Source organism: Streptomyces sp. NPDC033216 (genome assembly GCF_055577115.1).
Genome location: NZ_JBVIQK010000004.1, coordinates 229,004 through 252,113 on the forward strand (window position 1 = coordinate 229,004; position 23,110 = coordinate 252,113).

Annotated in this window: 18 protein-coding genes and 1 pseudogene; 10 read left to right on the top strand and 9 right to left on the bottom strand. The window is 73.3% G+C overall.

Translation table 11 applies throughout. The features are described from left to right. Positions 1-315: 315 nt before the first annotated feature. Complete coding sequence (locus tag ACZ5Y0_RS10490) at positions 316-1,701, top strand: MFS transporter (protein WP_469128236.1); 1,386 nt, start codon at positions 316-318, stop codon at positions 1,699-1,701. Between the two features lie 52 nt (positions 1,702-1,753). Here the strand turns inward: ACZ5Y0_RS10490 and ACZ5Y0_RS10495 are convergent, their stop codons facing one another. The 6 genes from ACZ5Y0_RS10495 to ACZ5Y0_RS10520 all read right to left on the bottom strand — a co-directional run bounded on the left by ACZ5Y0_RS10495 (position 1,754) and on the right by ACZ5Y0_RS10520 (position 8,719). Beyond that, positions 1,754-3,730: a helix-turn-helix domain-containing protein gene (locus tag ACZ5Y0_RS10495; protein WP_469128237.1), complete on the bottom strand. Its 1,977-nt coding sequence runs from the start codon at positions 3,728-3,730 to the stop codon at positions 1,754-1,756. 76 nt (positions 3,731-3,806) lie between these two features. Then, on the bottom strand, positions 3,807-4,607 hold the full coding sequence (locus ACZ5Y0_RS10500; RefSeq protein ID WP_469128238.1) for a 3-hydroxybutyrate dehydrogenase: 801 nt from the start codon (positions 4,605-4,607) through the stop codon (positions 3,807-3,809). A gap of 55 nt (positions 4,608-4,662) precedes the next feature. Further along, on the bottom strand, positions 4,663-5,142 hold the full coding sequence (locus tag ACZ5Y0_RS10505) for an NUDIX hydrolase (protein ID WP_469128239.1): 480 nt from the start codon (positions 5,140-5,142) through the stop codon (positions 4,663-4,665). Between the two features lie 67 nt (positions 5,143-5,209). Then, positions 5,210-6,817 (bottom strand): apolipoprotein N-acyltransferase, encoded by a 1,608-nt coding sequence (gene lnt / locus ACZ5Y0_RS10510; RefSeq protein WP_469128240.1) that lies wholly within the window; start codon positions 6,815-6,817, stop codon positions 5,210-5,212. 461 nt (positions 6,818-7,278) lie between these two features. Continuing rightward, entirely contained in the window at positions 7,279-7,827 is a 549-nt protein-coding gene (locus ACZ5Y0_RS10515) for a hypothetical protein (RefSeq protein WP_469128241.1), read from the bottom strand. A 106-nt stretch (positions 7,828-7,933) separates the two neighbouring features. Beyond that, positions 7,934-8,719, bottom strand: coding sequence for a glutamate racemase (locus ACZ5Y0_RS10520; RefSeq protein ID WP_469128242.1), 786 nt, complete (start codon positions 8,717-8,719; stop codon positions 7,934-7,936). 39 nt (positions 8,720-8,758) lie between these two features. Between ACZ5Y0_RS10520 and ACZ5Y0_RS10525 the strand changes: the two genes are divergently transcribed. Further along, on the top strand, positions 8,759-9,961 hold the full coding sequence (locus tag ACZ5Y0_RS10525; protein ID WP_469128243.1) for a glycosyltransferase: 1,203 nt from the start codon (positions 8,759-8,761) through the stop codon (positions 9,959-9,961). Positions 9,962-9,980: 19 nt separating this feature from the next. On the opposite strand, the gene ACZ5Y0_RS10530 is transcribed toward ACZ5Y0_RS10525, so the two are convergent. Next, complete coding sequence (locus tag ACZ5Y0_RS10530; protein WP_469128474.1) at positions 9,981-11,261, bottom strand: TerD family protein; 1,281 nt, start codon at positions 11,259-11,261, stop codon at positions 9,981-9,983. Between the two features lie 296 nt (positions 11,262-11,557). Between ACZ5Y0_RS10530 and ACZ5Y0_RS10535 the strand changes: the two genes are divergently transcribed. From ACZ5Y0_RS10535 to ACZ5Y0_RS10550, 4 genes and pseudogenes are all read left to right on the top strand, one after another. Beyond that, positions 11,558-11,986 (top strand): DUF6643 family protein, encoded by a 429-nt coding sequence (locus ACZ5Y0_RS10535; RefSeq protein WP_469128244.1) that lies wholly within the window; start codon positions 11,558-11,560, stop codon positions 11,984-11,986. Between the two features lie 42 nt (positions 11,987-12,028). Further along, positions 12,029-12,852, top strand: a pseudogene (locus ACZ5Y0_RS10540) (MOSC domain-containing protein). Between the two features lie 201 nt (positions 12,853-13,053). Continuing rightward, positions 13,054-13,659 carry an Rv1733c family protein gene (locus ACZ5Y0_RS10545; RefSeq protein ID WP_469128475.1) on the top strand — a complete coding sequence of 202 codons (606 nt, stop codon included), beginning with the start codon at positions 13,054-13,056 and terminating at the stop codon, positions 13,657-13,659. Positions 13,660-13,826: 167 nt separating this feature from the next. Next, entirely contained in the window at positions 13,827-16,265 is a 2,439-nt protein-coding gene (locus tag ACZ5Y0_RS10550) for a right-handed parallel beta-helix repeat-containing protein (protein WP_469128245.1), read from the top strand. Here ACZ5Y0_RS10550 and ACZ5Y0_RS10555 read toward each other — a convergent pair. Then, on the bottom strand, positions 16,262-18,598 hold the full coding sequence (locus ACZ5Y0_RS10555) for a hypothetical protein (protein ID WP_469128246.1): 2,337 nt from the start codon (positions 18,596-18,598) through the stop codon (positions 16,262-16,264). The two genes, ACZ5Y0_RS10550 and ACZ5Y0_RS10555, sit on opposite strands and share 4 nt — an antisense overlap. Before the next feature lie 303 nt (positions 18,599-18,901). Here ACZ5Y0_RS10555 and ACZ5Y0_RS10560 point away from each other — a divergent pair, with 303 nt between their 5' ends. Next, positions 18,902-19,732, top strand: a complete 831-nt coding sequence (locus ACZ5Y0_RS10560; RefSeq protein ID WP_469128247.1) for a DeoR/GlpR family DNA-binding transcription regulator — start codon at positions 18,902-18,904, stop codon at positions 19,730-19,732. A gap of 55 nt (positions 19,733-19,787) precedes the next feature. Continuing rightward, positions 19,788-20,264, top strand: a complete 477-nt coding sequence (locus ACZ5Y0_RS10565; RefSeq protein WP_469128248.1) for an SRPBCC family protein — start codon at positions 19,788-19,790, stop codon at positions 20,262-20,264. Positions 20,265-20,300: 36 nt separating this feature from the next. On the opposite strand, the gene cds1 is transcribed toward ACZ5Y0_RS10565, so the two are convergent. After that, positions 20,301-21,425, bottom strand: a complete 1,125-nt coding sequence (cds1, locus tag ACZ5Y0_RS10570) for an L-cysteine desulfhydrase Cds1 (RefSeq protein ID WP_469128249.1) — start codon at positions 21,423-21,425, stop codon at positions 20,301-20,303. 437 nt (positions 21,426-21,862) lie between these two features. Between cds1 and ACZ5Y0_RS10575 the strand changes: the two genes are divergently transcribed. Next, positions 21,863-22,186 (top strand): hypothetical protein, encoded by a 324-nt coding sequence (locus ACZ5Y0_RS10575; protein WP_469128250.1) that lies wholly within the window; start codon positions 21,863-21,865, stop codon positions 22,184-22,186. Positions 22,187-22,421: 235 nt separating this feature from the next. Beyond that, positions 22,422-22,952: an ATP-binding protein gene (locus ACZ5Y0_RS10580; protein WP_469128251.1), complete on the top strand. Its 531-nt coding sequence runs from the start codon at positions 22,422-22,424 to the stop codon at positions 22,950-22,952. Positions 22,953-23,110: the final 158 nt, after the last annotated feature.

A 23,110-nucleotide genomic window follows, 5' to 3' on the forward strand; every position in this document is an offset into this window, starting at 1 on the left:
CTGTGTCGTTTCAGCGTGACACCGGCCTCCGACAATCGCGCGTCGGCCGGGCCGCGGCTGTCGGGCGGGAGGGCCCGAGTCACACACACGATCCCTTCCGCACGGGCCGGGGCGGGCGCGGGACCCGTGTGAGGCGCGGTCGTCGGCGCGGGTCACGACGAGTTTCGCTTGACGTCACCGGCGCCGCCTACATGGGGCACACGCGCACTCCCACACCCAGAACTATGGTGTCCCACCACATACGCCTCTCACCTGGCCGTTCCTACGGTATGGCGACACGCAAACGTCCCCGCCAACTGCCAGGAAGTGGTACCGATGTCCTCCCCCGCGACCGCTCCACCAGCCCCCGCCAGCCTCAAGCGCATCGTCGCCGCGTCCCTCATCGGCACCACCATCGAGTGGTACGACTTCTTCCTGTACGGCTCCGCCGCCGCGCTCGTCTTCAACAAGCTGTTCTTCCCGGACTCCGATCCGCTCGTCGGCACACTGTTGTCCTTCCTGACGTACGCCGTCGGATTCGCGGCGCGTCCGCTCGGGGCACTGGTCTTCGGGCACTACGGGGACCGGCTCGGGCGCAAGAAGCTGCTGGTGCTCAGTCTGCTGCTGATGGGTGGTGCGACCTTCGCGATCGGGCTGCTGCCGACGCACGCGACCGTCGGGACCGCCGCTCCGGTGTTGCTGACCGTGCTGCGTCTGGTGCAGGGCTTCGCGCTCGGCGGCGAGTGGGGCGGGGCCGTCCTGCTGGTGTCCGAGCACGGGGACGCCCGGCGGCGCGGGTTCTGGGCCTCCTGGCCGCAGACCGGGGCGCCGGCGGGTCAGCTGCTCGCGACCGGCGTGCTCTCCTTCCTCACCGCCGTGCTGTCGGACGCCGCCTTCGGCAGCTGGGGCTGGCGGATACCGTTCCTGCTCTCCGGCCTGCTGGTGATCGTCGGCCTGTGGATCCGTCTCTCGGTCGATGAATCCCCCGTCTTCAAGGAGGCGTTGGCCCAGGCGGAGGCCCGGAAGGCGACGGAGGCGGCCGTCGCCGAGAAGCTTCCGCTCGTGGCGGTGCTGCGGCACCACTGGCGTGACGTGCTCATCGCGATGGGTGCGCGCATGGCGGAGAACATCTCCTACTACGTCATCACCGCGTTCATCCTGGTGTACGCGACGACCTCGGCCGGCGTATCCCGGCAGACCGCCCTGAACTCCGTGCTCATCGCCTCCGCCGTGCACTTCGCGGTGATCCCGGCGTGGGGCGCGCTGTCCGACCGGATCGGCCGGCGTCCCGTCTACCTGCTGGGCGCGGTCGGCATCGGCCTGTGGATGTTCCCCTTCTTCTCGCTCATCGACACGGGTGGCTTCGGCAACCTCATCCTCGCCGTGACCGTCGGGCTGGTACTGCACGGCGCGATGTACGCGCCCCAGGCCGCCTTCTTCTCCGAGATGTTCGCGACCCGGATGCGTTACTCCGGCGCCTCCATCGGTGCCCAGTTCGCCTCGGTGGCGGCGGGCGCTCCGGCACCGCTCATCGCCACCGCGCTGCTGGCCGACTACGACAGTTCCACGCCGATCGCCCTGTACGTGATCGCCGCGTCCCTGCTGACGGTCGTCGCCGTGGGCGTGGCCAAGGAGACCCGACACCGCGACCTGGCCGACATCGACACCGCCGCCGAGGCGCAGGACACGCCGGCCGCGCCGGCCGACGCCCGCGTGCTCTGATCCCCGGCCCCTGCCCGACCCGGCCCCCGTGCCCCCTGAGGGAGTACGGGGGTCAGTCCGGTATTCGGGCCGCCAATCGGTGCAGCCGCAGGGCGAGCTGGATCTCCAGGGCGCGAGCGGGACTCTGCCAGTCGTCGCCCAGGAGACGGGCGACGCGCTCCAGGCGCTGTGCCACGGTGTTGACGTGGACGTGAAGGTCGTCCTTGGTGCGGGCCGGGCTCATCCCGCACGCGAAGTACGCGTCCAGGGTGCGCACCAGATCGGTGCCACGCCGTTCGTCGTAGGCGACGACCTCGCCGATGGTGCGTTCCACGAATCCCGCCACGTCCCGGTCCCCGGCGAGCAGCAGTCCCAGGAAACCGAAGTCGTCGGCGGCGGCCCCGTCACCACAGCGGCCGAGCAGCCGCAACGCCTCCACACAGCGGCGTCCCTCGGCGTAGGCCGCGACCACCGTGTCCGGACGGGCGGCGAGGTCCTGGACGGGGGCGGAGGCGCCGACCGTGACCGCTTCGTGGACGGCGGTGCCCAGATGGCGGGCCGTGCGGTGCGCCAGCTCCGTCGCGGTGTCGCCCGGTGCCAGCGGCAGCAGCAGGACGGTGCCGCCGTCGCGGGCTGCGGCCAGGCCCTGCCTGGTCGCCGCGAGATGGGACGCGGCGGACCACAGGCGCCGTCGCGCGGCCGCCTCCTGGTCGGCGTCGGCGGCGTCGGCCTCCAGTCGGGCGGCGAGGACGACATGGGTGGCGTCGAGGTCGGCACGCAACCGCGAGGCACGCTCGCGCAGCACACGCGGGTCACGGTCGCGGGCGTCCAGCAGATCGTCCAGCAGTTCACCGCGGACCCGCTGCTCGGCCTCGGCGGCGGAGCGCCGGGCGAGCAGCAACAGGGAGGTGACCATCGCCGCGCGCTCCAGCGTGCGCTGGTCGACGGGGTCGAGGCCGGGGTGGCCGCGCAGGACTAGGGCGCCGAGCAGTTCGCCGCCCGCGGTCACGGCGGCGATCCAGTCGTCGTCGTGCCGTACGGCGTGGCCCTCGGCGCGGGACGTCTCCAGGGCCCCGGCCGGGGCCGCGGCGGCCTCGGTGAACTCGACCGTGCCGGCCAGTACCTGGGAGACGGCCGCCGCCACGTCGTGGACCCCGCCGCCGCGCAGGACGAGTTCGGCGAGCCGGTCGTGGACGTCGGATGCCCGCTCGATGACCGCGCTGCGGTCTCGGATGATCTCGTTGGCGCGCTCCAGGCCCGCCAGTGCCGAGCGGGTCTCGGTGAGCAGGTTGGCGGTGTCGATGGCGGCCGCGGCCAGGGCGGCGAAGGAACCGAGCAGGGCGATCTGCTCGCGCTCGAAGACGCGGGCACGCCGGTCCGCGGCGAACAGCACCCCGATGACGTTCGCCCCGAGCATCAGTGGGACGCCGAGGATGGCCACCAGGCCCTCGTCGCGCACACCCGTGTCGATGGTCGCGGTGTGCCGGAAGCGGTCGTCGCGGAAGTAGTCGTCGGTGACGTAGGGGCGGGCCGTCTGGGCGACCAGACCGCCGAGACCCTCCCCCATGCCGAGGCGCAGTTGCTGGAAGCGGGCGGCGACCGAGCCCTCGGTGACCCGCATGTAGGTGTCGCCCCTGACCGGGTCGTTCAGGCTGAGGTAGGCGACGTCGGTGCCGAGCAGGGAGCGGGCGCGCTGCACGATCGCCTGGAGGACGGCGTCCACGTCGCGCAGCCCCGCCAGGTCGTGGGCCGTCTCGAAGAGTGCCGACAGCTCGGCCTCCCGCCGGCGGCGACCCTCCAGTTCGGACCGCACCCGCAGGGCGAGCAGCTTGGCGTGTTCGAGCGCGGCGATCCGCTCGGCGGGCAGTCCTCCGGCGCGCGCGAGCGGCACCGGCCGCTCGTAGGCCTCGGCGGGCGCGCCCCGGGCGAGCAGTTCCAGGAACGGCGCCTCGGAACCGCCGGGCACGCCGAGGGCCGCCTCGGCGCCGCGCACGGCGGCCTCGGCCTTGCTGACGGAGCGCTCGACCGGCTCCACGTGATCGCGGGACATGCTCACAGGATTCCTCATGACCGGGCCGGCCCGTCAGGCCTGTGGAAAACTCCGGACCCACCACTCGGCGGGCAGGTCAGTGCGCCGTCCAGCCGCCGTCCAGGACGAGGGAGGTGCCGGTCACGAAGGACGCCCCGGGACCGCACAGATAGGCGACGGCGTCGGCGACCTCCTCCGGTTCGATGAGCCGCTTGACCGCGCTGTCCCGCAGGAGCACCTCGGCCAGTACGCGCTCCTCGGGCAGGTCGTGTGCCCGGGCCTGGTCGGCGAGCTGCCTCTCCACCAGCGGGGTGCGCACGTAGGCGGGGTTCACGCAGTTGGAGGTGACACCGTGCGGCGCGCCTTCGAGGGCGGCGGTCTTGGACAGTCCCTCCAGCCCGTGCTTGGCGGCCACGTACGCCGACTTGTAAGGCGAGGCGCGCAGTCCGTGGACGGAGGAGACGTTGACGATGCGGCCCCACCCCTGCCCGTACATGTGGGGCAGGGCGCCGCGGATGAGCCGGAACGGCGCCTCCAGCATCACCGTGAGCACCGTGTGGAAGACGTCCGGCGGGAACTCCTCCAGCGGCCGGACGAGTTGCAGCCCGGCGTTGTTGACCAGGACGTCGGTGCCGGCGGCCGCGAGCTCGGCGGCGTCGAGGTCCGTGAGGTCCAGGACGTGCGGCTCGACGACGCCCGGCAGGCCCGCGGCGCTGTCGGTGAGCGCCTCCAGCCCTGCCGTGTCGCGGTCGACCGCCCGCACCTTGGCCCCGGCGGCCGCCAGCCGCAGCACGCAGGCGCGGCCGATACCACCGGCGGCGCCGGTGACGAGGGCGGTACGACCATGGAGGTCGAGGGAGGGGGCGGAGGGACCAGGGGCGGCATGGGGCGTGGTCATGTCTTCGACCTTAGGCAGCGCCGGGACCTCACCACATGTGGTCCACCCCCACACTTCAGCTGGAACTCGTAGCGTCAAACCATGTGGGCTGGTCCGACAGCGCCTGCTTGATCCGGAACAGCGCGAATTCGTCGAGGTCGGGCAGGGCGTCCACCGCGAACCACCCCACCTCGAGCGACTCGTCGTCGTTGACGCGGGCCTCGCCGCCCACGGCACGGCAGCGGAACGTGATGTCCATGTACTGGCAGACGTCCCCGTTGTCGTACCTGACCGGCTCGAGCGCCTGGACGAGGACGACCCGTTCGACCTCGCACCGCACCGCGGTCTCCTCGAAGACCTCCCGTACGGCACAGGCCGCCGGCTGCTCCCCGGGGTCGGGGATGCCGCCGATCACCGCCCATTCGCGCGTGTCCGAGCGACGGCCGAGCAGTACGCGGTCCTCGTCGTCGAAGACGAGGGCGGTGATCCCGGGCAGCCAGAGCAGCTGGTGGCCGGCTGTGGCACGGATCGCGCGGATGAAGTCTGGAGTGGCCATGGACCGACCCTAACGAGCCGGTGCCAGCACACCGCGCGCTCCGGGGACGCGCTCGACGGGCGTACGGCTACACGCCACCGGCGCGCCGCCCGCGCACCCCGGCCGCGGCCGCCCACCCCAGCCCGCCCGCGGCGACGAGCAGGAGGGCGATCTCGGGCAGGACGCCCAGTTTCGTCGCGGGGGTCTCCGAGGAGCGCAGCGGGACCTGCTGGACCAGGGAGTCCGCGACGAACATGCCGGTCCTCTGGGTGATCTTCCCGTCGGGCATGATGATCGCGCTGACGCCGCTGGTCACCGGCACGGTGACGGTCCTGCTGTGCTCGACGGCACGCACGCGTGACATGGCGAGCTGCTGATAGGTCATCTCGCTGCGGTCGAAGGTGGCGTTGTTGCTGGGGACGGAGATGATCTGCGCCCCGTGGGTGACGGTGTCGCGCACGGCCCAGTCGAAGGCGGCCTCGTAGCAGGTGGCGAGGCCGACCTTGGCGTCGCCGAAGTCGAACACGCCGGGCTTGCTGCCTCGGCTGAAGTCCTGGCGGACCATCGAGGTCCAGTCGTCGTTGACGGCGCCGATGAGCGAACGCATCGGGAGGTACTCGCCGAAGGGCTGGACCTGCCGCTTGTCGTAGGTCTGGGTGGCGCCCTCGTCCGGGTCCCACAGGATCTGCTCGTTGTAGAGCTTGCCGTCGCGTTCGACGACGCCGCCGACCGAGACGGGCGCGTCGATCGCCTCGGCCGCCTGCTCGATGACGGCGGCGGCGTCCGGATTGGCGAAGGGGTCGATGTCGGAGGAGTTCTCGGGCCACAGCACGAAGTCCGGCCGGGGCACCTTGCCCGCCGCGACCTCGGCGGCCAGCCGCTCCGTCTCGCGCGCGTGGTAGTCCAGGACGGCGCGGCGCTGGGAGTTGAAGTCCAGTCCGAGGCGGGGCACGTTGCCCTGGATGACCGCGACCGTCGCGGTGCCGTCCTCCGCCGTGTCGCTGACCAGCGGGCGGGCGGCCACGGCGGCCAGGACCGGAACCGCCATGCTGATCAGGGCCACCGCCGTGGCCGACCGCCGCACCTCGCGTGTGCGGCGCCACTCGAGACCCGCCCGAACGGCCTCGCCGAGGCCGAAACCGCACAGGACGACCGCGAAGCCGAGGACCGGGGTGCCGCCCAGGGCGGCCAGCGGCAGGAAGACGCCGTCCGCCTGGCCGAAGGCGACCTTGCCCCAGGGGAAGCCGCGGAAGGGCACGCGCGCGCGTGCCGCCTCACCGGCGATCCAGATCGCCGCCGCCCACACCGGCCAGGCCGGCAGCCACGACACCGCGGCCACGCCCGCGCCGACCAGCGCGACGAAAGCCGCCTCGATGAGCACCAGAGCGATCCAGGGGCCGGGGCCCACCTCGACGCCCGTCCACACCAGCAGCGGCAGCAGGAAGCCGAGACCGAAGAGGTATCCGAGGCCGAGTCCCGCCTTCCAGCCACGACCGCGCAGCACCCGGCCCAGGAGGGCGAAGGCGGGCAGGGCCAGCCACCACAGCGTGCGCGGCGGGAAGCTGACGTAGAGGAGCACTCCGGAGAGCGCCGCGGTGGCTGCCGGGACGAGACGCAGGACCCGCGCGCCGCGCGACGGCGCGGTCGGGGGCTCCAGCTGGTCCGGCCGGTCCACGGAAGTTGCGGTGACGGTCACTCCGGGAGTGTACGGCGGGTCACCTTTTGGCCGACAGCACGGTCCGCGGGGCGGTCCCCGCCACCTGCCGCCCGCACGACTCATGTCCGAACCGCCCGGCGTTCGTCACGGTGACGCAGCGCTCCCTGGCGCGCGGGGCGGCCGGGAGGGCTTTCACGGTCCTGGGACGCCCGGCCCCGTGGGCAGGGCGTGGGGGCAGGGGGATCCCGTCCGCGGACGGGGAGGACGCCTACGGGGAACCGCCCTACCGACGCCGGTCGCGCCGAGCGCGAGTGCCGCGCCGACCGTTCGGCGGCCAGCGATGGCGCCGCGCCGACCGTTCCGGCGGCCGTGGCCGCGGTCGGCGATGCGCCGAGCTTCACCACGGTCTCGGTCGGCGCAGCTCTGCCGGCGGGTCCGGCCACGGCCCGCCCCGCGCCGGAGGGGGCCTGCGCCCCCGCGACGACCGTCCGGTATCCGAGTCAGTGCGTGACGTCGGGCGTGCCCTGCCGCAGCCGGGCCCTGATGACCCGAACGGCGGACTCCGCGTCGTCCACGGTGATCGTGAACGTGTGCCCGTCCCAGAGCCGCAGCACCACACCCTCCCCGCGCCGCACGACGACGGCGGTGCCCCTCTCAGGGCGCCAGCGGTAGCCCCAGCCGCCCCAGTGGCGGGGGGTGACGTGCGGCTCGAACTCGGCTTCCGCGACGTGGGACAGCGGGATGCGCCGGCGCGGCAGGCCGATGTGCCCGCAGCGCACTTCGAGGAACTCTTTCTCCAGTCTCAGGTCGACGTGGACGAAGGCGAGGGTGCCGAAGAGGACCAGCACTCCCGCGGCGATGCAGCCGACGACGGACATGGCCAGCGGCGCGATGGAGGACGTCCAGGCGGACTCGACCGCCAGTTCGATACCGAGCGCCATGCAGGCCGCCCCGCCGAGTGCGAGCAGCCACTGGAACCGGTTGGTGGCCCGCCCGTGCCACACATCGGGGTGCGGGGCGGTCTCCTCGTGGAGGTGGTGGTCCCTCATATGCACGAGATTACCCAGGTTTCGCTCCGTCGGTACCGTGCAGCGGAGGGTGACTGGGCCGCCCGGACCAAGAGCGGACCGCGCCCGGCCGTCCGGTGATCTCCGGTCACCGGGCGGAGCTGGTCTCCTGGAGCAGGCGGCCTTCCGCATAGGCCAGCGCCGGCGCCGGCAGCACGCCCTCCCGGCCGCTGAGGAGGACCGTGACCGCGCCGAGGGCCGGTGCTCCGGGCTCGGGGCGGGAACCGATGCGACGCAGTGCCTGGGCGGCCACGGCACCGGCCGATCCGTGCAGGACGAGCGGCGGGCGGCCGGCGCCCTGGACGGCGGCACGGATGCGCTCGGCGACCAGTTCGTAGTGGGTGCAGCCCAGGACGACGGTCGTCACCTCGTCGGGGGTCAGGGCGGCGGCCGCGGCGACCGCCGCGTCGATCGCCACCTCGTCGGCGTGCTCCACGGCCTCGGCCAGTCCCCAGCAGGGCACCTCGGTCACGGTGACGCCGTCGGCGAAGTCGTCGATGAGACCGCGCTGGTAAGGGCTGCCGGTCGTGGCGGGCGTGGCCCAGATGGCGACCGGACCGCCACCGGCCGCGGCGGGCTTGATCGCGGGGACGGTCCCGATCACCGGGACGCCCGGTTCGAGGCGGGCCCGCAAAGCGGGCAGCGCGTGCACGGTCGCGGTGTTGCAGCCGATGATCAGTGCGTCGGGCCGGTGGGCGGCGGCGGCCTCCGCGACCGCGACCGCGCGCGCGGTCAGGTCCTCGGGCGTGCGCGGACCCCAGGGCATTCCGTCGGGGTCCAGGGAGAGCACGAGATCCGCGTCGGGCCGCAGGCGCCGTACCGCGGCGGTCGCCGCCAGCAGCCCGATTCCGGAGTCCATGAGCGCGATCTTCACCCGGCCACGATAGACGATGTGCTCCTGAGGCCGGCTCCCGTGGGGCAGACTGCGCCCGTGAGCGCCGTCCTGTGGATCTCCGCCGGTTCCCTCGCCGCCTGGCTGTGGCTGCTCCTCTGCCAGGGCTTCTTCTGGCGCACGGACATCCGGCTGCCCCCGTGCGCGGAGCCCGCAGGGCCCGGGGAGTGGCCGTCGGTCTGCGTGGTCGTCCCCGCACGGGACGAGGCGGGGGTGCTGCCGGCCAGCCTGCCGTCGCTGCTCGCGCAGGACTATCCGGGGCGGGCCGAGGTCTTCCTCGTCGACGACGGCAGCTCCGACGGAACCGGGGAGCTGGCGCGCGAACTGGCGCGCCGGCACGGCGGGCTGCCGCTGACCGTGGACTCGCCGGGCGAGCCCCCGGCGGGCTGGACGGGGAAGCTGTGGGCGGTGCGGCACGGCATCGCCCTGGCACGCGCGCGTGGACCCGAGTACCTGCTCCTGACGGACGCCGACATCGCGCACGCGCCGGACAGCCTGCGGGAGCTGGTCGCGGCGGCGCGCGGCGGGGGCTTCGACCTCGTCTCCCAGATGGCACGACTGCGGGTGGAGAGCGTGTGGGAGCGGCTGGTCGTACCGGCCTTCGTCTACTTCTTCGCGCAGCTGTACCCGTTCCGCCGGATCGGCCGGCCCCGGACGCGGACCGCGGCCGCGGCGGGTGGCTGTGTCCTGCTGCGCACGGAGGCCGCCGCGCGGGCCCGGATCCCGGAGGCCATCCGGCACGCCGTCATCGACGACGTGGCGCTCGCGCGCGCGGTGAAGGCGTCGGGCGGGCGCCTGTGGCTGGGGCTGGCCGACCGGGTGGACAGTGTGCGCCCCTACCCGAGGCTGCACGACCTGTGGCGGATGGTCTCGCGCAGCGCCTACGCGCAACTGCGACACAGCCCGCCGCTGCTGCTCGGCACGGTGCTGGGCCTCGTTCTGGTCTATCTGGTGCCGCCGTTCTCGCTGTTCGGCGGGCTCGCCCTCGGCAGCCCGGCCGCGGCGGTACCGGGCGGCCTCGCGTGGGCGGTGATGACGGGGACGTACGTCCCGATGCTCCGCTACTACCGTCAGCCGCTGTGGCTCGCCCCGCTGCTGCCCGTCACCGCCTTCCTCTATCTCCTGATGACGATGGATTCCGCCCTACAGCACTACCGGGGGCGGGGAGCGGCCTGGAAGGGCCGCACCTACGCCCGTCCGGAGACGGCGGCCGACGAGGGCTGAGCCACTCCGGCGCCGCGGCCTATTTGCGGCCCGGCGTCCAGTTCATGCCCCAGCCGTAGGCGTGATCCACGGTCCGCTGCGGGCTCACACCGCGCTCGGGCACCAGATAGCGGGCCTCGCGCTGGACGACGAGGTCGTCGCCGGTGTGGGTGATCAGCGCGAGCGCGCACACGGTCGACGGGACGGTGCACTCGTCCAGGGAGAAGTCGATGGCGGCCCCGAACTGCGGCCGCAGGGTCACCGTGGCGTGCAGGTCGGCGAACGAGCGGGCGCCCTCGTAGACGGTCACGAAGACGAGGACGCGCCGGAAGTCGTTCTTGTGATCCAGATTGATCGTGAGGTTCTCGCCGGTGGCGAGGGCTCCCGTGCGGTCGTCGCCGTCGAGGAGGATGTACGGCGGCTGGTGCAGGGCTCCGAAGGCGTTGCCGAGGGCCTGCACGACTCCCTTGCGTCCGTCGGCCAGCTCGAACAGGGCGCACAGGTCGAGGTCGAGGTCGTTGTGCCGTGCGACGGCCCGTTCGCGTTTGCCGCCCCACCCGGAGAACTGCTTGCGCGTCTCCCAGTTGAGGTTCACGCGCATGGCGCCCGAGGTGCCGCCCTGCTTGGTCAGCGACACCGACGGAGCGGCCTTGGTGAGCGTCACCTTGGTGAGGCGGACCGGGGCCGTGGGCGGGACGGACGGCGCGGGCGGGGCGGCGTGGACGGGTGGGGGCACGGTGGCCGGGAAGACGGGAGGCGCGGGCGGGGACGGGGGCGTGACCGACCGGGGTGCGGTGCGCTGCGGTTCGTCGACGGTGATGCCGTAGTCCGTGGCCAGGCCCTCCAGGCCGCTGCCGTAGCCCTGGCCGACGGCGCGGAACTTCCAGGCGCCCTGGCGGCGGTAGAACTCGCCCAGCACGAACGCCGTCTCGACGGTCGCGCCGGTGGCGTCGTACCGGGCCACCAGCGTGTCCTGCCCCGCGTCCCGCACCTCGACGGCGAGGTCGGGCACCTGCCCGAAACTGCCGCCGTCCGCCGAGGCGGCCAGGACGACCGTCTCGATCGCTGGTTCCACGCGCGCGAGGTCGACGAGCAGGGTGTCGGTCACCCTGCCGCCCGTCTCCCGCTTGCCCTCGTGCCGGACCGCGCCGGAGGAGTGCGCCGGCTGGTTGCAGAAGACGAAGTCGGCGTCCGAACGGACCTTCCCGGCGACCAGCAGCAGGGCCGAGGCGTCCGCGTCGGGGACGCCCGGTCCCGACCGGCGGCCCACCTCGACCCGCAGCGCCGCCGTCGGCACCGGAACATTGGATCCCTTCGGCATGGACATGTCCGCCCCCTCACCTGTCACCGGCCGGACCGCACACTCCGGCGCCTTTCGGCTTGTCCACTCGTCAACCTATTCGTCCGGGCCGCGAACTCCCATCCATGGCGCGGGAAGACCCCTGTCCGACCGCCGGTAACCCGCCGAGGACTCGGCTCTTACACGATCCGAACGACGATTGCCGCCCCTTTTTGCCAAGTTCGCTCGCATTGGGTAGTCGGAGTCACCGCCGACACGGAAAACAACCCTCTTTTCGGTCTCCCCAACCAGCACATCGTGGGCTTAACTTATGTGCCATGACCTCCCCCCGCTCCACCTATGGCGGCGGCTATTACTCCGCCTCCTTCCCGGACACTCCGATCTACGACTCGCTCGTGGCCGAGCGGGGCACCCCGCAGATCGCCCCGATCCGGGTCCCCGCCGCCTACGACACGGGCGGCAGCCTGCCCGCGTTGCCGTCGGCACTGCCCGCCCTCCCGGCGGCCCCGTCCCAGTACGCCTACGGCTACCCGCAGGCGCAGCAGCCCGCTCCGCTTCAGCAGGCGCCGGCCGCCTACATCCCGCCGCAGGCCACCGCGCCACGCGGTTACCCCGGCCCCCAGATGCAACAGCCGCGCCCCGCCGGGCCCGGCACGGGGTACGACGCGATGCGCCCCGCCGCTCCCCGGCCCGCCGCGCCCCAGTACCAGGACCCGTACAACAACCAGCAGTACCGCGGCTACTGAGCCGCCTCGGAGGCAGCATCCGCGACCTGGCAGGATGAGGCCATGGGGAATGCGGAACTGCTGTCGATTCACGTTCACCCGGTCAAGGCGTTCCGGGGCCAGGCGCCCCGGGAAGCCGCTGTGGAGCCCTGGGGGCTGGCCGGAGACCGACGCTGGGCGCTGATGGACCACGGGGGAAAGGTCGTCACGCAACGTCAGCACCCGCGCCTCGCGCAAGCCGCCGCCGAGCTTCTGCCCGGTGGCGGCGTCCGGCTGTCCGCACCCGGCCTCGAGCCGCTGACCGTCGCCGTGCCGAAGCCGGCGGGGACGGTCCCGCTGGAGATCTTCCGCGACAAGGTGGAGGCGGTCCTCGCCGACGACGCCGCGCACGTGTGGTGCAGTGCCCACCTCGGTACGGACGTGCGCCTGGTGCACATGGACGACCCGGCGACGCGACGCGCCGTCGACCCCGAGTACGGGCTGCCCGGCGAGACCGTCACCTTCGCCGACGGGTACCCGCTGCTGGTCACCGCCGCCGCCTCGCTCGACGCACTGAACGCGCTGATCGCGCGGGGCGAGCACGCCGCGGAGGGGCCGCTGCCCATGAACCGCTTCCGGCCCAACCTGGTCGTGGCCGGCACGGAACCATGGGCCGAGGACGGCTGGTCGCGACTCACCATCGGCGAGGTCGGCTTCCGGGTCGCCAAGCCGTGCGGCCGGTGCGTTGTCACCACGACCGACCAGACCGACGCGAGCCGCGGCAAGGAGCCCCTCCACACGCTGGGACGGCACCGGCGCTGGGCGGCAAGCTGGTCTTCGGACAGAATCTGCTGCCCCTTTCCCGCGGTACCGTCCGGGTGGGCGACCCGGTCAGGATCCTCGGCTGATCCCCACGTCACCCCCGGTCGCCGCCGGGACGCCCCGACCTCGGTGGCGCGGGAACCGCCGCCCGCCCTCCGGCCGTTGTGCCGTGCGTGAGACGTTCATGAGAGGCCCTGGCAGCAGGTGATGTCGCTCTCTCTTCGCCCGGACCCGCGCGTGAACGCCTCCACGGGGGGTTATCACGGAGCGGGAAGGGGGTGCGGGTGGTGCGAGCGATCGGTGGACTCTGGCGCTGGAGGCGCAATCCGCTGCGCCGTACGACGGATCTGGTCGAGGCCTGGCTGGCGCTGACGGTCCTGCTGGTGATCGTCCTCGGGGCACCCGTCGTCGGTTCCCTCGTCGGCGCCGTCGCGCAGGACTCGTTGCAGCAGGCCGTCCGCGACCAGCGCCTCTCCCGCCACCAGGTCACGGCCACCGTGGTGCGCGGGCCGGAGGGTTCACCGCTGGGGAGGGACCCCGAGGACGCCTCCGGGCGGGACAGCCGCACCTGCGTCGTCGCCGGCTGGACCGCTCCCGACGGCACCGCGCGCCAGGGTGCCGTCCTCACCGGCCTCAGGGCGCCCCACCGCGGCGACCGCTTCCCGCTGTGGACGGACACGCACGGCCGTCCGGTGGGCCGCCCCATGGACTCCGCCACCGCGACCACCCACGCCGTCCTCGCCGGAATCGGCACGGCCCTGCTCGCCGCGGGCCTCGTCGAAGGCGTCCGAAGACTCCTCCTGCGGCGCATGGTCCGCCGCCGGTACGCCCGTTGGGACCAGGCATGGGAGCGCGCGGGCCCGGACTGGGGGCGCACCGGCACCGGCAGCTGACAGCCTTCCGCCTCTGGTCAACCCACCACCCGCGCGCACGCTACGGTGGACCGGCCGAGCATGCGGCTATCGACCCGCGCGCGAGGGAGCCGCAGGGGCGCGACACGGTTGGAGCGCCCCAGACGACCGAGTGATCAGCAAGACCGAGGTGGGGGCACAGCAACGCCATGGCACAGGGCACGGTCCAGGTGACGCACACCGGTACATCGAGGTGGCGGCGCCGCACGGGTGAGTACGCGTCGCTCGCCGCCGCTCTGGAGGCCGCGGCCGAGGGCGACGTCCTCACCATCGCTCCCGGCACGTACCGGGAGAACCTCGTCGTGCACCGTGCGGTGACCCTGCGCGGCCCCGAGGGCTCCCCCGGTTCGGTGCGCATCGCGCCCCTGGACGGCGTGCCGTTGACCGTGCGGGCGTCGGCCGTGGTGCAGGACCTGCACGTGGAGGGCCAGGACGCGGCGGCGCCCGCGGTGCTCGTCGAGGAGGGCACTCCGGAACTGCTGGACCTGCGGATCGTGACGCGGTCCGCGGCCGGTGTCGAGGTGCGCGGCGGCGCGCGTCCCACGGTGCGGCGGTGCACGGTCGACAACCCGGCCGGCATCGGCATCGCCGTGGTCGACGGCGGCGGCGGCGTCTTCGAGGAGTGCGAGGTCGTGGCGGCCGGGCAGGCGGGCGTCGCCGTGCGCGGGGGCGGCCACCCGCGCCTGGAGCGCTGTCGGGTGCACCACGCCTCCGGGGCCGGCCTGAGCGCGACCGGCGACAACTCCGCGCTCGAAGCGGTGGGATGTGAGATCTACGAGGTCCGGGGCAGCGGCGTGCAGATCACCGCCCGCGCCACCGCGCACCTCACCGACTGCGATGTGCACCGCACCACCGCCGACGGAGTCACGCTCGACACGGACGCCGTGCTGACCCTGGCCGACTGCCGCATCCACGACATCCCGGAGAACGCGGTCGATCTGCGCTCGCGCTCCGTGCTGACGCTGACGCGCACGACGGTGCGTCAGTTCGGGCGCAACGGCCTGTCGGTGTGGGACCCGGGCACCCGCGTCGACGCCAACCAGTGCGAGATCTTCGACAGCACCGGCGACTACCCGGCCGTCTGGGTCAGTGACGGCGCCACCGTCGTCCTCGACTCCTGCCAGGTGCACGACGTACCGGACGCCCTGTTCGTCCTCGACCGCGGCTCGCGCGCGGACGTCGTCGACAGCGACCTCTTCCAGGTGCGCAACACGGCCGTGTCGGTGAGCGACGGCGCGACCGCCCAGCTCGACGACTGCCGGATCCGGGACGCGGCGACCGGCGCCTGGTTCCGCGACCACGGCAGCGGCGGCACCCTCGACAACTGCACCGTGGACGCCACCCAGACCGGTGTGATCGTCACCAAGGGCGCCGACCCCACGGTGGAGCGCTGCACCGTCGACTCCCCCGCCGAGGCCGGGTTCTACGTGTCGGCCGGTGGCCGCGGCAGCTTCCTGAACTGCCGGGTCACCAACAGCGGCGGCTACGGCTTCCACGTGATAGACGGCTGCCGTACGACGCTGCGCAGGTGCCGGACCGAGCGCTGCGCGCGGCGCGGGTACGAGTTCGCGGAGGCCGGCGCGGACGCCACGGCCGGTTCCGGTCCCGTGGTCGAGGACTGCACGAGCGACGAGAGCGCCGGCGTGCCGACACCGGGCGCACGGGAGACCGCCGTGGAATCGGCGCCCGCTTCGCCGGGGCTCCTCGGCGCACTCCCCGAGCAGCGTGTCGCCGGGCCGCAGCCGCGACCGGTCCCGGCCGAGCCCGACCAGCGGGTGCGGACCTCCGAGGACGTGATGGGCGAACTGGACGCCCTGGTGGGCCTGGAGAGCGTCAAGCGCGAGGTGCGGGCGCTGACGGACATGATCGAGGTGGGCCGGCGCCGGCAGCAGGCCGGTCTGAAAGCGGCCTCGGTGAAGCGGCATCTGGTCTTCACCGGCTCCCCCGGCACCGGCAAGACGACGGTCGCGCGTCTCTACGGCGAGATCCTCGCCGCGCTGCACGTCCTGGAGAAGGGCCATCTCGTCGAGGTGTCGCGCGTCGACCTGGTCGGCGAGCACATCGGCTCCACCGCGATCCGCACCCAGGAGGCGTTCGAGCGGGCGCGCGGCGGTGTGCTGTTCATCGACGAGGCGTACGCGCTCTCCCCGGAGGACGCCGGGCGCGACTTCGGCAAGGAGGCCATCGACACGCTCGTGAAACTGATGGAGGACCACCGGGACGCCGTGGTGGTGATCGTCGCCGGGTACACGGCCGAGATGGAGCGGTTCCTGTCGGTCAACCCCGGTGTGGCGTCGCGTTTCTCCCGGACCATCACCTTCGGCGACTACGGCCCCGACGAACTGCTGCGGATCGTCGAGCAGCAGGCCGAGGAGCACGAGTACCGGCTCGCCCCGGGCGCCGCGGAGGCCCTCCAGAAGTACTTCACGGAGATCCCCAAGGGCGCCGCCTTCGGCAACGGCCGCACCGCCCGCCAGACCTTCGAGGCGATGGTGGAACGGCACGCGAGCCGCGTCGCGCACGTTGCGGACCCGAGCACGGACGACCTGACCCTCCTGTACGCGGAGGACCTGCCGGAGCTGCCCTAGCCGTCCGCCGGGGCCTGCGCGCGCTGCGCCGGGACCTCCCGGTGCAGGCGGGACAGCAGACGTTCGCGTTCCTCCGCGAAGGCCGGGTCCGCCTGGTAGTCGGAGTGCCCCAGGATCGGTGAGGGCAGGGGGTGGGCGCCGGTGCGGCCGTAGGCCAGGGGGTCGGCGAGGGGGGCTCGGTCGACCTGGGGGCCGCAGTCGTCGCCGGCCAGGTGCACCGGGCCGCCGATGGGGTCGGTGGGGCGGTGCAGGTTGCGCCAGCAGTCGATGTCCTCGTGCAGGGCGTTCAGCGCGGCCGGGCCGAAGTGGGCGGGGAACCAGCGGCCGTAGAGGCGTTCGATCGGGGAGCCGTAGGTGAGGAGGGCCACGCGGCCTCGGTCGGCGGGGCTCAGTTGCCAGGCCGCGGCGGCCGCGAGGACGCTGCCCTGGGAGTGGCCGGAGATCACCAGGCGTCCGCCGGTGGCGCGGGTCCAGGTGGCCATGCGCCAGGTCAGGTCGGGCACCGCGCGCTCGGCGTAGCAGGGCGGGGAGAAGGGGTGTGCGGCGCGCGGCCAGAAGGTGCCGACGTCCCAGAGGATGCCGATGGTGCGCCGCGCGGAGGCGTCCTTGTAGGCGCGTCGGCCCCAGGTGACGAAGAGTATGAAGCCGAACCCGATCAGCCAGGAGCCGAGTGCCTGACCGGTCTGAGCCGCGCCGTGCACGAAGGGGTGGGCGTCCTCGGCGGCCCGGTCGGGGGTCCTGCCGGTGGCGAAGGCGCCGACGAGCGCGCCGGCGCCGAGCAGCAGGGTCGCGGTGGAGGTGACCCCGACGAGGAGCGGGGCCCGGTCGGTGAGCGTGGCCATGGCGCGGGCGCGGGCGATGCGCTGCGTGCGGGCCGGGTCGCCGGGGTCGACGCCGTACTCACGGGCCACCGCGAGCCGTTCGGCGCGGGCCAGCCGCAGGGCTCCACGGGCGAGCAGCCCGCCCAGCAGGAGCAGCGCGAGCAGCAGGGCCGGGATCACGGACGCCTGCCAGGTCAGCAGCACCGGCGGTCCGGCGAGGAAGGTGCCGGTGCCGTCCAGCCAGTCCGAGACGCGCTGGGAGACCCCGCCCGACATCACCGAGCCGAGGGCGCAGGCGAGCATCGCGACGGTGGGGCCGCCCAGGCCGTGCAGGGCGGCACGCCCTTGCGGATCGTTCCCGGCCCCGCGGTACAGGGCCGAGGCGACGGCGGCGAGGGCGATCACCAGCGCCCCTTGCAGGACGGCGATCGCGCCGAAGGTCATGTCGCCCGGAAGCCGGCCGGCCGACCGCCACCCGGGACGCTCCCACCCCGCGTACACGAGGGTCAGGAGGAGCAGGGCGAGGGCGGCCAGCGGCAGGCGCCGTACGAGGTGGGCGTCGAGGCGGTGGTCCAGACGGTGCTCGCTGCGGCCCCGGCGGCACACCACCCAGATCGTGGCGAGCGCACCGGTGGCCAGGGCGACCTCCAGGAGCCGGCCGAGGGCGTCGAGCAGGGCGGGACCGCCGGGCGCGTGGTCCCGGCGCGCGGCGGCGGTGCCGACGGCCGCGGCCACCGTGAGCAGGCCCGCCGCGGTGTGGGCCGCGCGCAGCCGGGCGACCAGGCGCCTCCCGTACCAGAAGCCGGGTCGGCCGAGGGCGGTGTGACCGAGCGTCTCCTCCGGCTCCGTCCTGTCGTTCGGCGGCTCCTGGGACTCGTACGCCCGCCAGGTGCGGTGGGACAGGTACCAGAGCAGGGCGGTGAGGGCGGTCGGGACCGCCGCCGCGAGGGCGAGGCGGCGGCCGGGCAGGCTCCACCAGCCGCCGTCGGACACCGCCGGTGACAGGAAGCCCAGCCACGAGTGCCGTTCGGCGCACGCGCGCGTGCCCGCGCACTGCCAGGCCGTCAGGTCCAGGGCGACCTCGCAGGCGGCGGCGACGAACAGGACCGTCAGGGTCAGACCCGTGAGCCGCACCAGCAGCCCGTACAGGCGGACCGCGCGGGTGCGTTCCCGGGCGGCGGGGCGCATCCAGTGGGCGAGGTTGACGACCATGAACGGCAGCAGCAGGAGCCACAGGGCGCGGGTGCCGTTGCCGGAGGTGAGGTTGGACCAGACGTAGGCCTCGGGGACCGGCCGGTCCCGCGGTCCCCCGGTCGCCGCGGCCTCGCCGTCCTCGGCGTCCACGTCGTCCTCGCGCCGGTATACGGCGGCCGTGTCGTCGCCCGTGATCCGCACCGTGCGCGGATCGTTCAGCATCTTCTCGGGCGTGGCTCCGCCCACGCCGTGGACCAGGAGTTCCAGGGCGGCTGCGGCCGCCGAGTCGGTCGAGGCTCGTTCCTGCGCACGTTCCACTGTTCTCGCACTTCCCCCGTGACGCGCCGTCGCTCCGTGTGCGTGCGGCACAAGGATGGCCGCTGCGTGATGGGTGCACACCGGTTGTCACCGAATCTCCGCCGTTCCGTGTGAGGAACGGGACCGTGGAGGGTCGTCGGTGTGACGTGCGCGCGACGGGTGGGTGGTGGGGCAGCCGGTGTCGGCCCGTGCGAGGATGGGACGCCCGTGCCGCCGCCGACCGGCAGGATGTCCATGTCGTGGCAGGTGCGCGGGCGTGTCGGACGGAGTGGACCGGCTTGAGTCGAGAGGACCGGAGCGTACGTGAGTGAGAATCAGAACCTCCTCGCGGAGCAGCGGCGCGCACTGATCCTGGACGAGGTCCGGCGCCGGGGTGGTGTCCGGGTCAACGAGCTGACTCGCAAGCTCGGCGTGTCGGACATGACGGTGCGCCGCGACCTCGACGCGCTGTCCCGTCAGGGTGTCCTGGAGAAGGTGCACGGCGGTGCGGTGCCGATCGTGGAGGCGAGCACTCACGAGCCCGGTTTCGAGGCCAAGTCGGGCTTGGAGCTGAGTGCCAAGGAGGACATCGCGCGGGCCGCGGCGCAGCTGGTCACGCCGGGCAGCGCGATCGCCCTGTCGGGCGGGACGACGACGTACGCGCTGGCCCATCATCTGGTGGACGTGCCGGATCTGACGGTGGTGACCAACTCGGTGCGGGTGGCCGACGTCTTCCACATGGCGCAGCGGACCTCGGGTCCCCGGCAGGGCGCGGCCACGGTCGTGCTGACCGGCGGTGTGCGGACCCCGTCCGACTCGCTGGTGGGGCCGGTCGCCGACCAGGCCATCGCGGCGCTCCACTTCGACGTGCTGTTCCTCGGCGTGCACGGGATATCGGCCGAGGCGGGTCTGTCGACGCCGAACCTGGCGGAGGCCGAGACCAACCGGCGACTGGTGCAGTCGGCGCGCCGGGTCGTGGTGGTCGCCGACCACACCAAGTGGGGTGTGGTGGGCCTGAGTTCCTTCGCGTCGCTGGAGCAGGTCGACACGCTGGTGACGGACGCCGGGCTGCCGGGCGCGGCCCGCTCGGAGATCTCCGAGCAGCTGCGGCGGCTCGTCGTCGCCGGTGAGGCCGCCGCGAGTGCAGACATCTGACGGGACGCCGGTTAGGGTGGCGCCCCCGTTTCCTCGATGCTGAGGAGTTGCCGGCATGGCTCACCGTCTGCGTCCCGAAGGACTCGACTTCCTCGCGACCGCGCCGGTACGGCTCGTGTTCGCCGAGCAGGTCTGCGCCGCGCCCGAGCAGGTCTTCCACGCGCTGGCCGAGGACGTGGCCGGGTGGGCCGCGTGGTTCCCCGCGGTGGCGTCCGCGCGGCCGGTCGACGGCGGTACGGGCCGCGACGTACGGCTCAGGGGCGGGGCACGGTTCGGCGAGACCGTCCTCGTGGCGAGGGAACCTGAGGTGTACGCGTACCGGGTCGACGTCACCAACGTGCCGGGGGCACGGGCCCTGGTGGAGGAGTGGCGGCTGGCGCCGTCGGGTTCGGGGACGCGGGTGCGATGGACGTTCGCCGCGGACGGAACGGCGGCCTTCCGGGGAGTGCTGCGGCCGGCCCGGTCGGGGCTGGGGCGGAGCTTCCGGGGCGCGGTGACCCGGCTGGACCGGCGCATCGCCGAGCGGGCGTGAGCAGCGGTGGTGGGCAGCGGACGCCGACGCGCCCCCTCAGTGCGTCCACACCCCGGTCGCCAGCAGGGAGTCGATCGCCGCGCTGTACGGGTCGATGTCCAGGCCCTGTTCGGCGAGCCATGCGTCGGAGTAGTACTTGTCGAGATAGCGGTCGCCCGGGTCGCACAGCAGGGTGACCACACTCCCCTGCCGGCCCTCGGCCACCATCTCGGCGACGATCTTCAGCGCGCTCCACAGGCCGGTGCCCGTCGAACCTCCCGCCTTGCGCCCGATGGCGCGCTCCAGGGCGCGGACGGCGGCGACGCTGGCGGCGTCCGGGACCTTCATCATCCGGTCGACGGCGCCGGGCACGAAGCTCGGCTCCATGCGGGGCCGCCCGATGCCCTCGATGCGTGAGCCGCAGTCGCAGGTGACGTCTGGATCGCCGGTGGTCCAGCCCTCGAAGAAACAGGAGTTCTCGGGGTCGGCGACGCAGATGCGGGTGTCGTGCTGCGTGTAGTGGACGTACCGGGCGAGGGTCGCGGAGGTACCGCCGGTGCCGGCCGTGGCGACGATCCACGCGGGTTCCGGGAACCGCTCGAACGCCAGCTGGCGGAAGATGGACTCGGCGATGTTGTTGTTGCCCCGCCAGTCCGTGGCCCGCTCGGCGTAGGTGAACTGGTCCATGTAGTGGCCGCCGGTGTCGGCCGCGAGGCGGGCGGACTCCTCGTACATCTTCCGTGAGTCGTCCACGAAGTGACACTGTCCGCCGTGGAACTGGATCAGGCGGATCTTCTCGGCGCTCGTCGTGCGGGGCATGACGGCGATGAAGGGCACGCCGATCAGCTTCGCGAAGTAGGCCTCGGAGACGGCCGTCGAACCGCTGGACGCCTCGATCACCGGGCGGTCCGGTCTGATCCAGCCGTTGCACAGGGCGTAGAGGAAGAGGGAGCGGGCGAGGCGGTGCTTGAGGCTGCCCGTGGGGTGGGTCGACTCGTCCTTCAGATAGAGATCGATGCCCCACCGTTCCGGCAGCGGGAACCGCAGCAGGTGGGTGTCGGCTGAGCGGTTGGCGTCGGCCTGGACCTTGCGGACGGCTTCTTTCAGCCAGCGGCGGTAGGCCGTGTCGCTGCGGTCGACGTCGAGAGTCGCGCCGGTCCGGGCTTGCTGGGAGGTGGTCACGGCGGGCTCCTTCGTGCGGGGCGCCGACCGCGTCTCACGCGGCCGACGCTTCGATCATAGACACCTTGCACACGCTCCTCACCTGCATAAACGCATCTTTGGGAGCCCCAAAGGCGGACCTGGGGACGACGGGTCCGCTCAGGGGGCGCATTCGCGTGCGTGCCGGGTGCGCCGTCCGAGGGCGCCGTCCGAGGGCGCGATCGCGTGGGTGCCGGGTGCGCCGCCGGGCGCGCCGCCCAGGGGGCGCGTTGGCGCGAGTGCTCCGGGGCGCGCCCGGACCGCGTGCCGTGCGCACTGGTGCTCGACGCCCCGCGCGGGCAGACTGCACCCGGCGGGGCGGAGGTCCCGCCCGGGGACGCACACTGGATCAGGACACGAAGTGGTTACCGGCCCGCTCAGGAGCACGGGCCGGCACACCCACGCGCAAGGGGGCGGGCATGGCTGAGCCGGAGTTCAGGGCGACGGGCGTGCGGATCGGGAAGCGACTGCGCTCGCTCACCCGGGCCGGACAGGTCCGGATCAACGACGGCAGGCTGGAGTTGCTCACCAGCTACGGCAGCGAGATCGACAGCGCGCCGGTGCAGGCGGTACGTGCCTCCCGGCCATGGTTCGCCCCGGAGGGCCGGGCGCTGGCAGACCTCAACGGCAACCGGTACCTGCTGACCCTGGGGGACCACGATCCGGCCCCCGGTGAGCCGGGGCCACCCGCGGCGCGCCGGTTCATCGAGGCCGTGCGCAGGGCGGCGGGGCGCAAGGACTGAAGGCCGCGGGGCGAGCGGCCGCCGAGCGGACCCGCTGTGGCCGCACCGCCACGGTGAGTTGCGCTCTCCCGCCCCGTGCGCCACGCTGGTCCCACGTCACTCTGGGTTTACCGGCGATAACGCTGCGAACCAGCCCGCCGGCCACGACAGCAGGCGGCCGCCCTAGCGCAGACGCACTGCTCCGATCGATCCGAACTCCGTGTTCTTCCGGACCTCACGTCGGGGAGTCGCAGCCGTGATCAGCAACCCAAGCAGGCATTGCACGGTAGAGCTCCAGGCCCTGCCGTCGCGGATCGGCCAGGTCCGCAGAATCGTATCGGCGCAGCTGCGCTACTGGCATCTCGATCCCCTCATAGACCGGGCGGCGCTCGGCGTGACCGAGCTGTTGACCAACGTCCATCTGCACGCCCAGCCCGACAAGACGTGCACGGTGGCGATGGAGCTGCTGCTCGACCGGCTCACGGTCTCCGTGCGCGACCACGACCCCCGGCTTCCGGTCGTCGGCGGCATCGAGGTGGTCGACTCGTTCGCCACCTGCGGGCGCGGGCTCGCCCTGGTGGCCGCGGTCAGCGAGGACTGGGGCGCCCGGCCGGACGGCGAGTCCGGCAAGGTCGTCTGGTTCACGCTTCCGGCGCCGGTCGCGGCACCTGAGCGGTCTGCGCGGCCTCCGCGCCGGCTGGTCACCGACCGGCTGCTGGCGGAGGTCGTCACGGTCGACGACCTCGGCCCCGCACACACCCCCGCCCGGTCGGCCGTCGTCGGCTGACCGGGAATCCGGTCCCGCACACGCCCCCGCCCGGTCTGCCGTCGTCGGCTGACCGGGCGGTGATCCCCCGCCGTACGGTGGCGTCACCCAGTGGTGATCCGCGCGTACGGCGGGGTCGTGTGCGCGGGCGGGGCACTCGGCGGCACCCTTCGCCGCCG

Bases quoted from the DNA above. Each gene is read 5' to 3' on its own strand.
- ACZ5Y0_RS10565 (WP_469128248.1), top strand. From the start codon at position 19,788: ATGGCTCACCGTCTGCGTCCCGAAGGACTCGACTTCCTCGCGACCGCG.
- ACZ5Y0_RS10490 (WP_469128236.1), top strand. From the start codon at position 316: ATGTCCTCCCCCGCGACCGCTCCACCAGCCCCCGCCAGCCTCAAGCGC.
- ACZ5Y0_RS10550 (WP_469128245.1), top strand. From the start codon at position 13,827: ATGGCACAGGGCACGGTCCAGGTGACGCACACCGGTACATCGAGGTGG.
- ACZ5Y0_RS10535 (WP_469128244.1), top strand. From the start codon at position 11,558: ATGACCTCCCCCCGCTCCACCTATGGCGGCGGCTATTACTCCGCCTCC.
- ACZ5Y0_RS10530 (WP_469128474.1), bottom strand. From the start codon at position 11,261: ATGCCGAAGGGATCCAATGTTCCGGTGCCGACGGCGGCGCTGCGGGTC.
- ACZ5Y0_RS10515 (WP_469128241.1), bottom strand. From the start codon at position 7,827: ATGAGGGACCACCACCTCCACGAGGAGACCGCCCCGCACCCCGATGTG.
- ACZ5Y0_RS10575 (WP_469128250.1), top strand. From the start codon at position 21,863: ATGGCTGAGCCGGAGTTCAGGGCGACGGGCGTGCGGATCGGGAAGCGA.
- ACZ5Y0_RS10495 (WP_469128237.1), bottom strand. From the start codon at position 3,730: ATGTCCCGCGATCACGTGGAGCCGGTCGAGCGCTCCGTCAGCAAGGCC.
- ACZ5Y0_RS10505 (WP_469128239.1), bottom strand. From the start codon at position 5,142: ATGGCCACTCCAGACTTCATCCGCGCGATCCGTGCCACAGCCGGCCAC.
- ACZ5Y0_RS10500 (WP_469128238.1), bottom strand. From the start codon at position 4,607: ATGACCACGCCCCATGCCGCCCCTGGTCCCTCCGCCCCCTCCCTCGAC.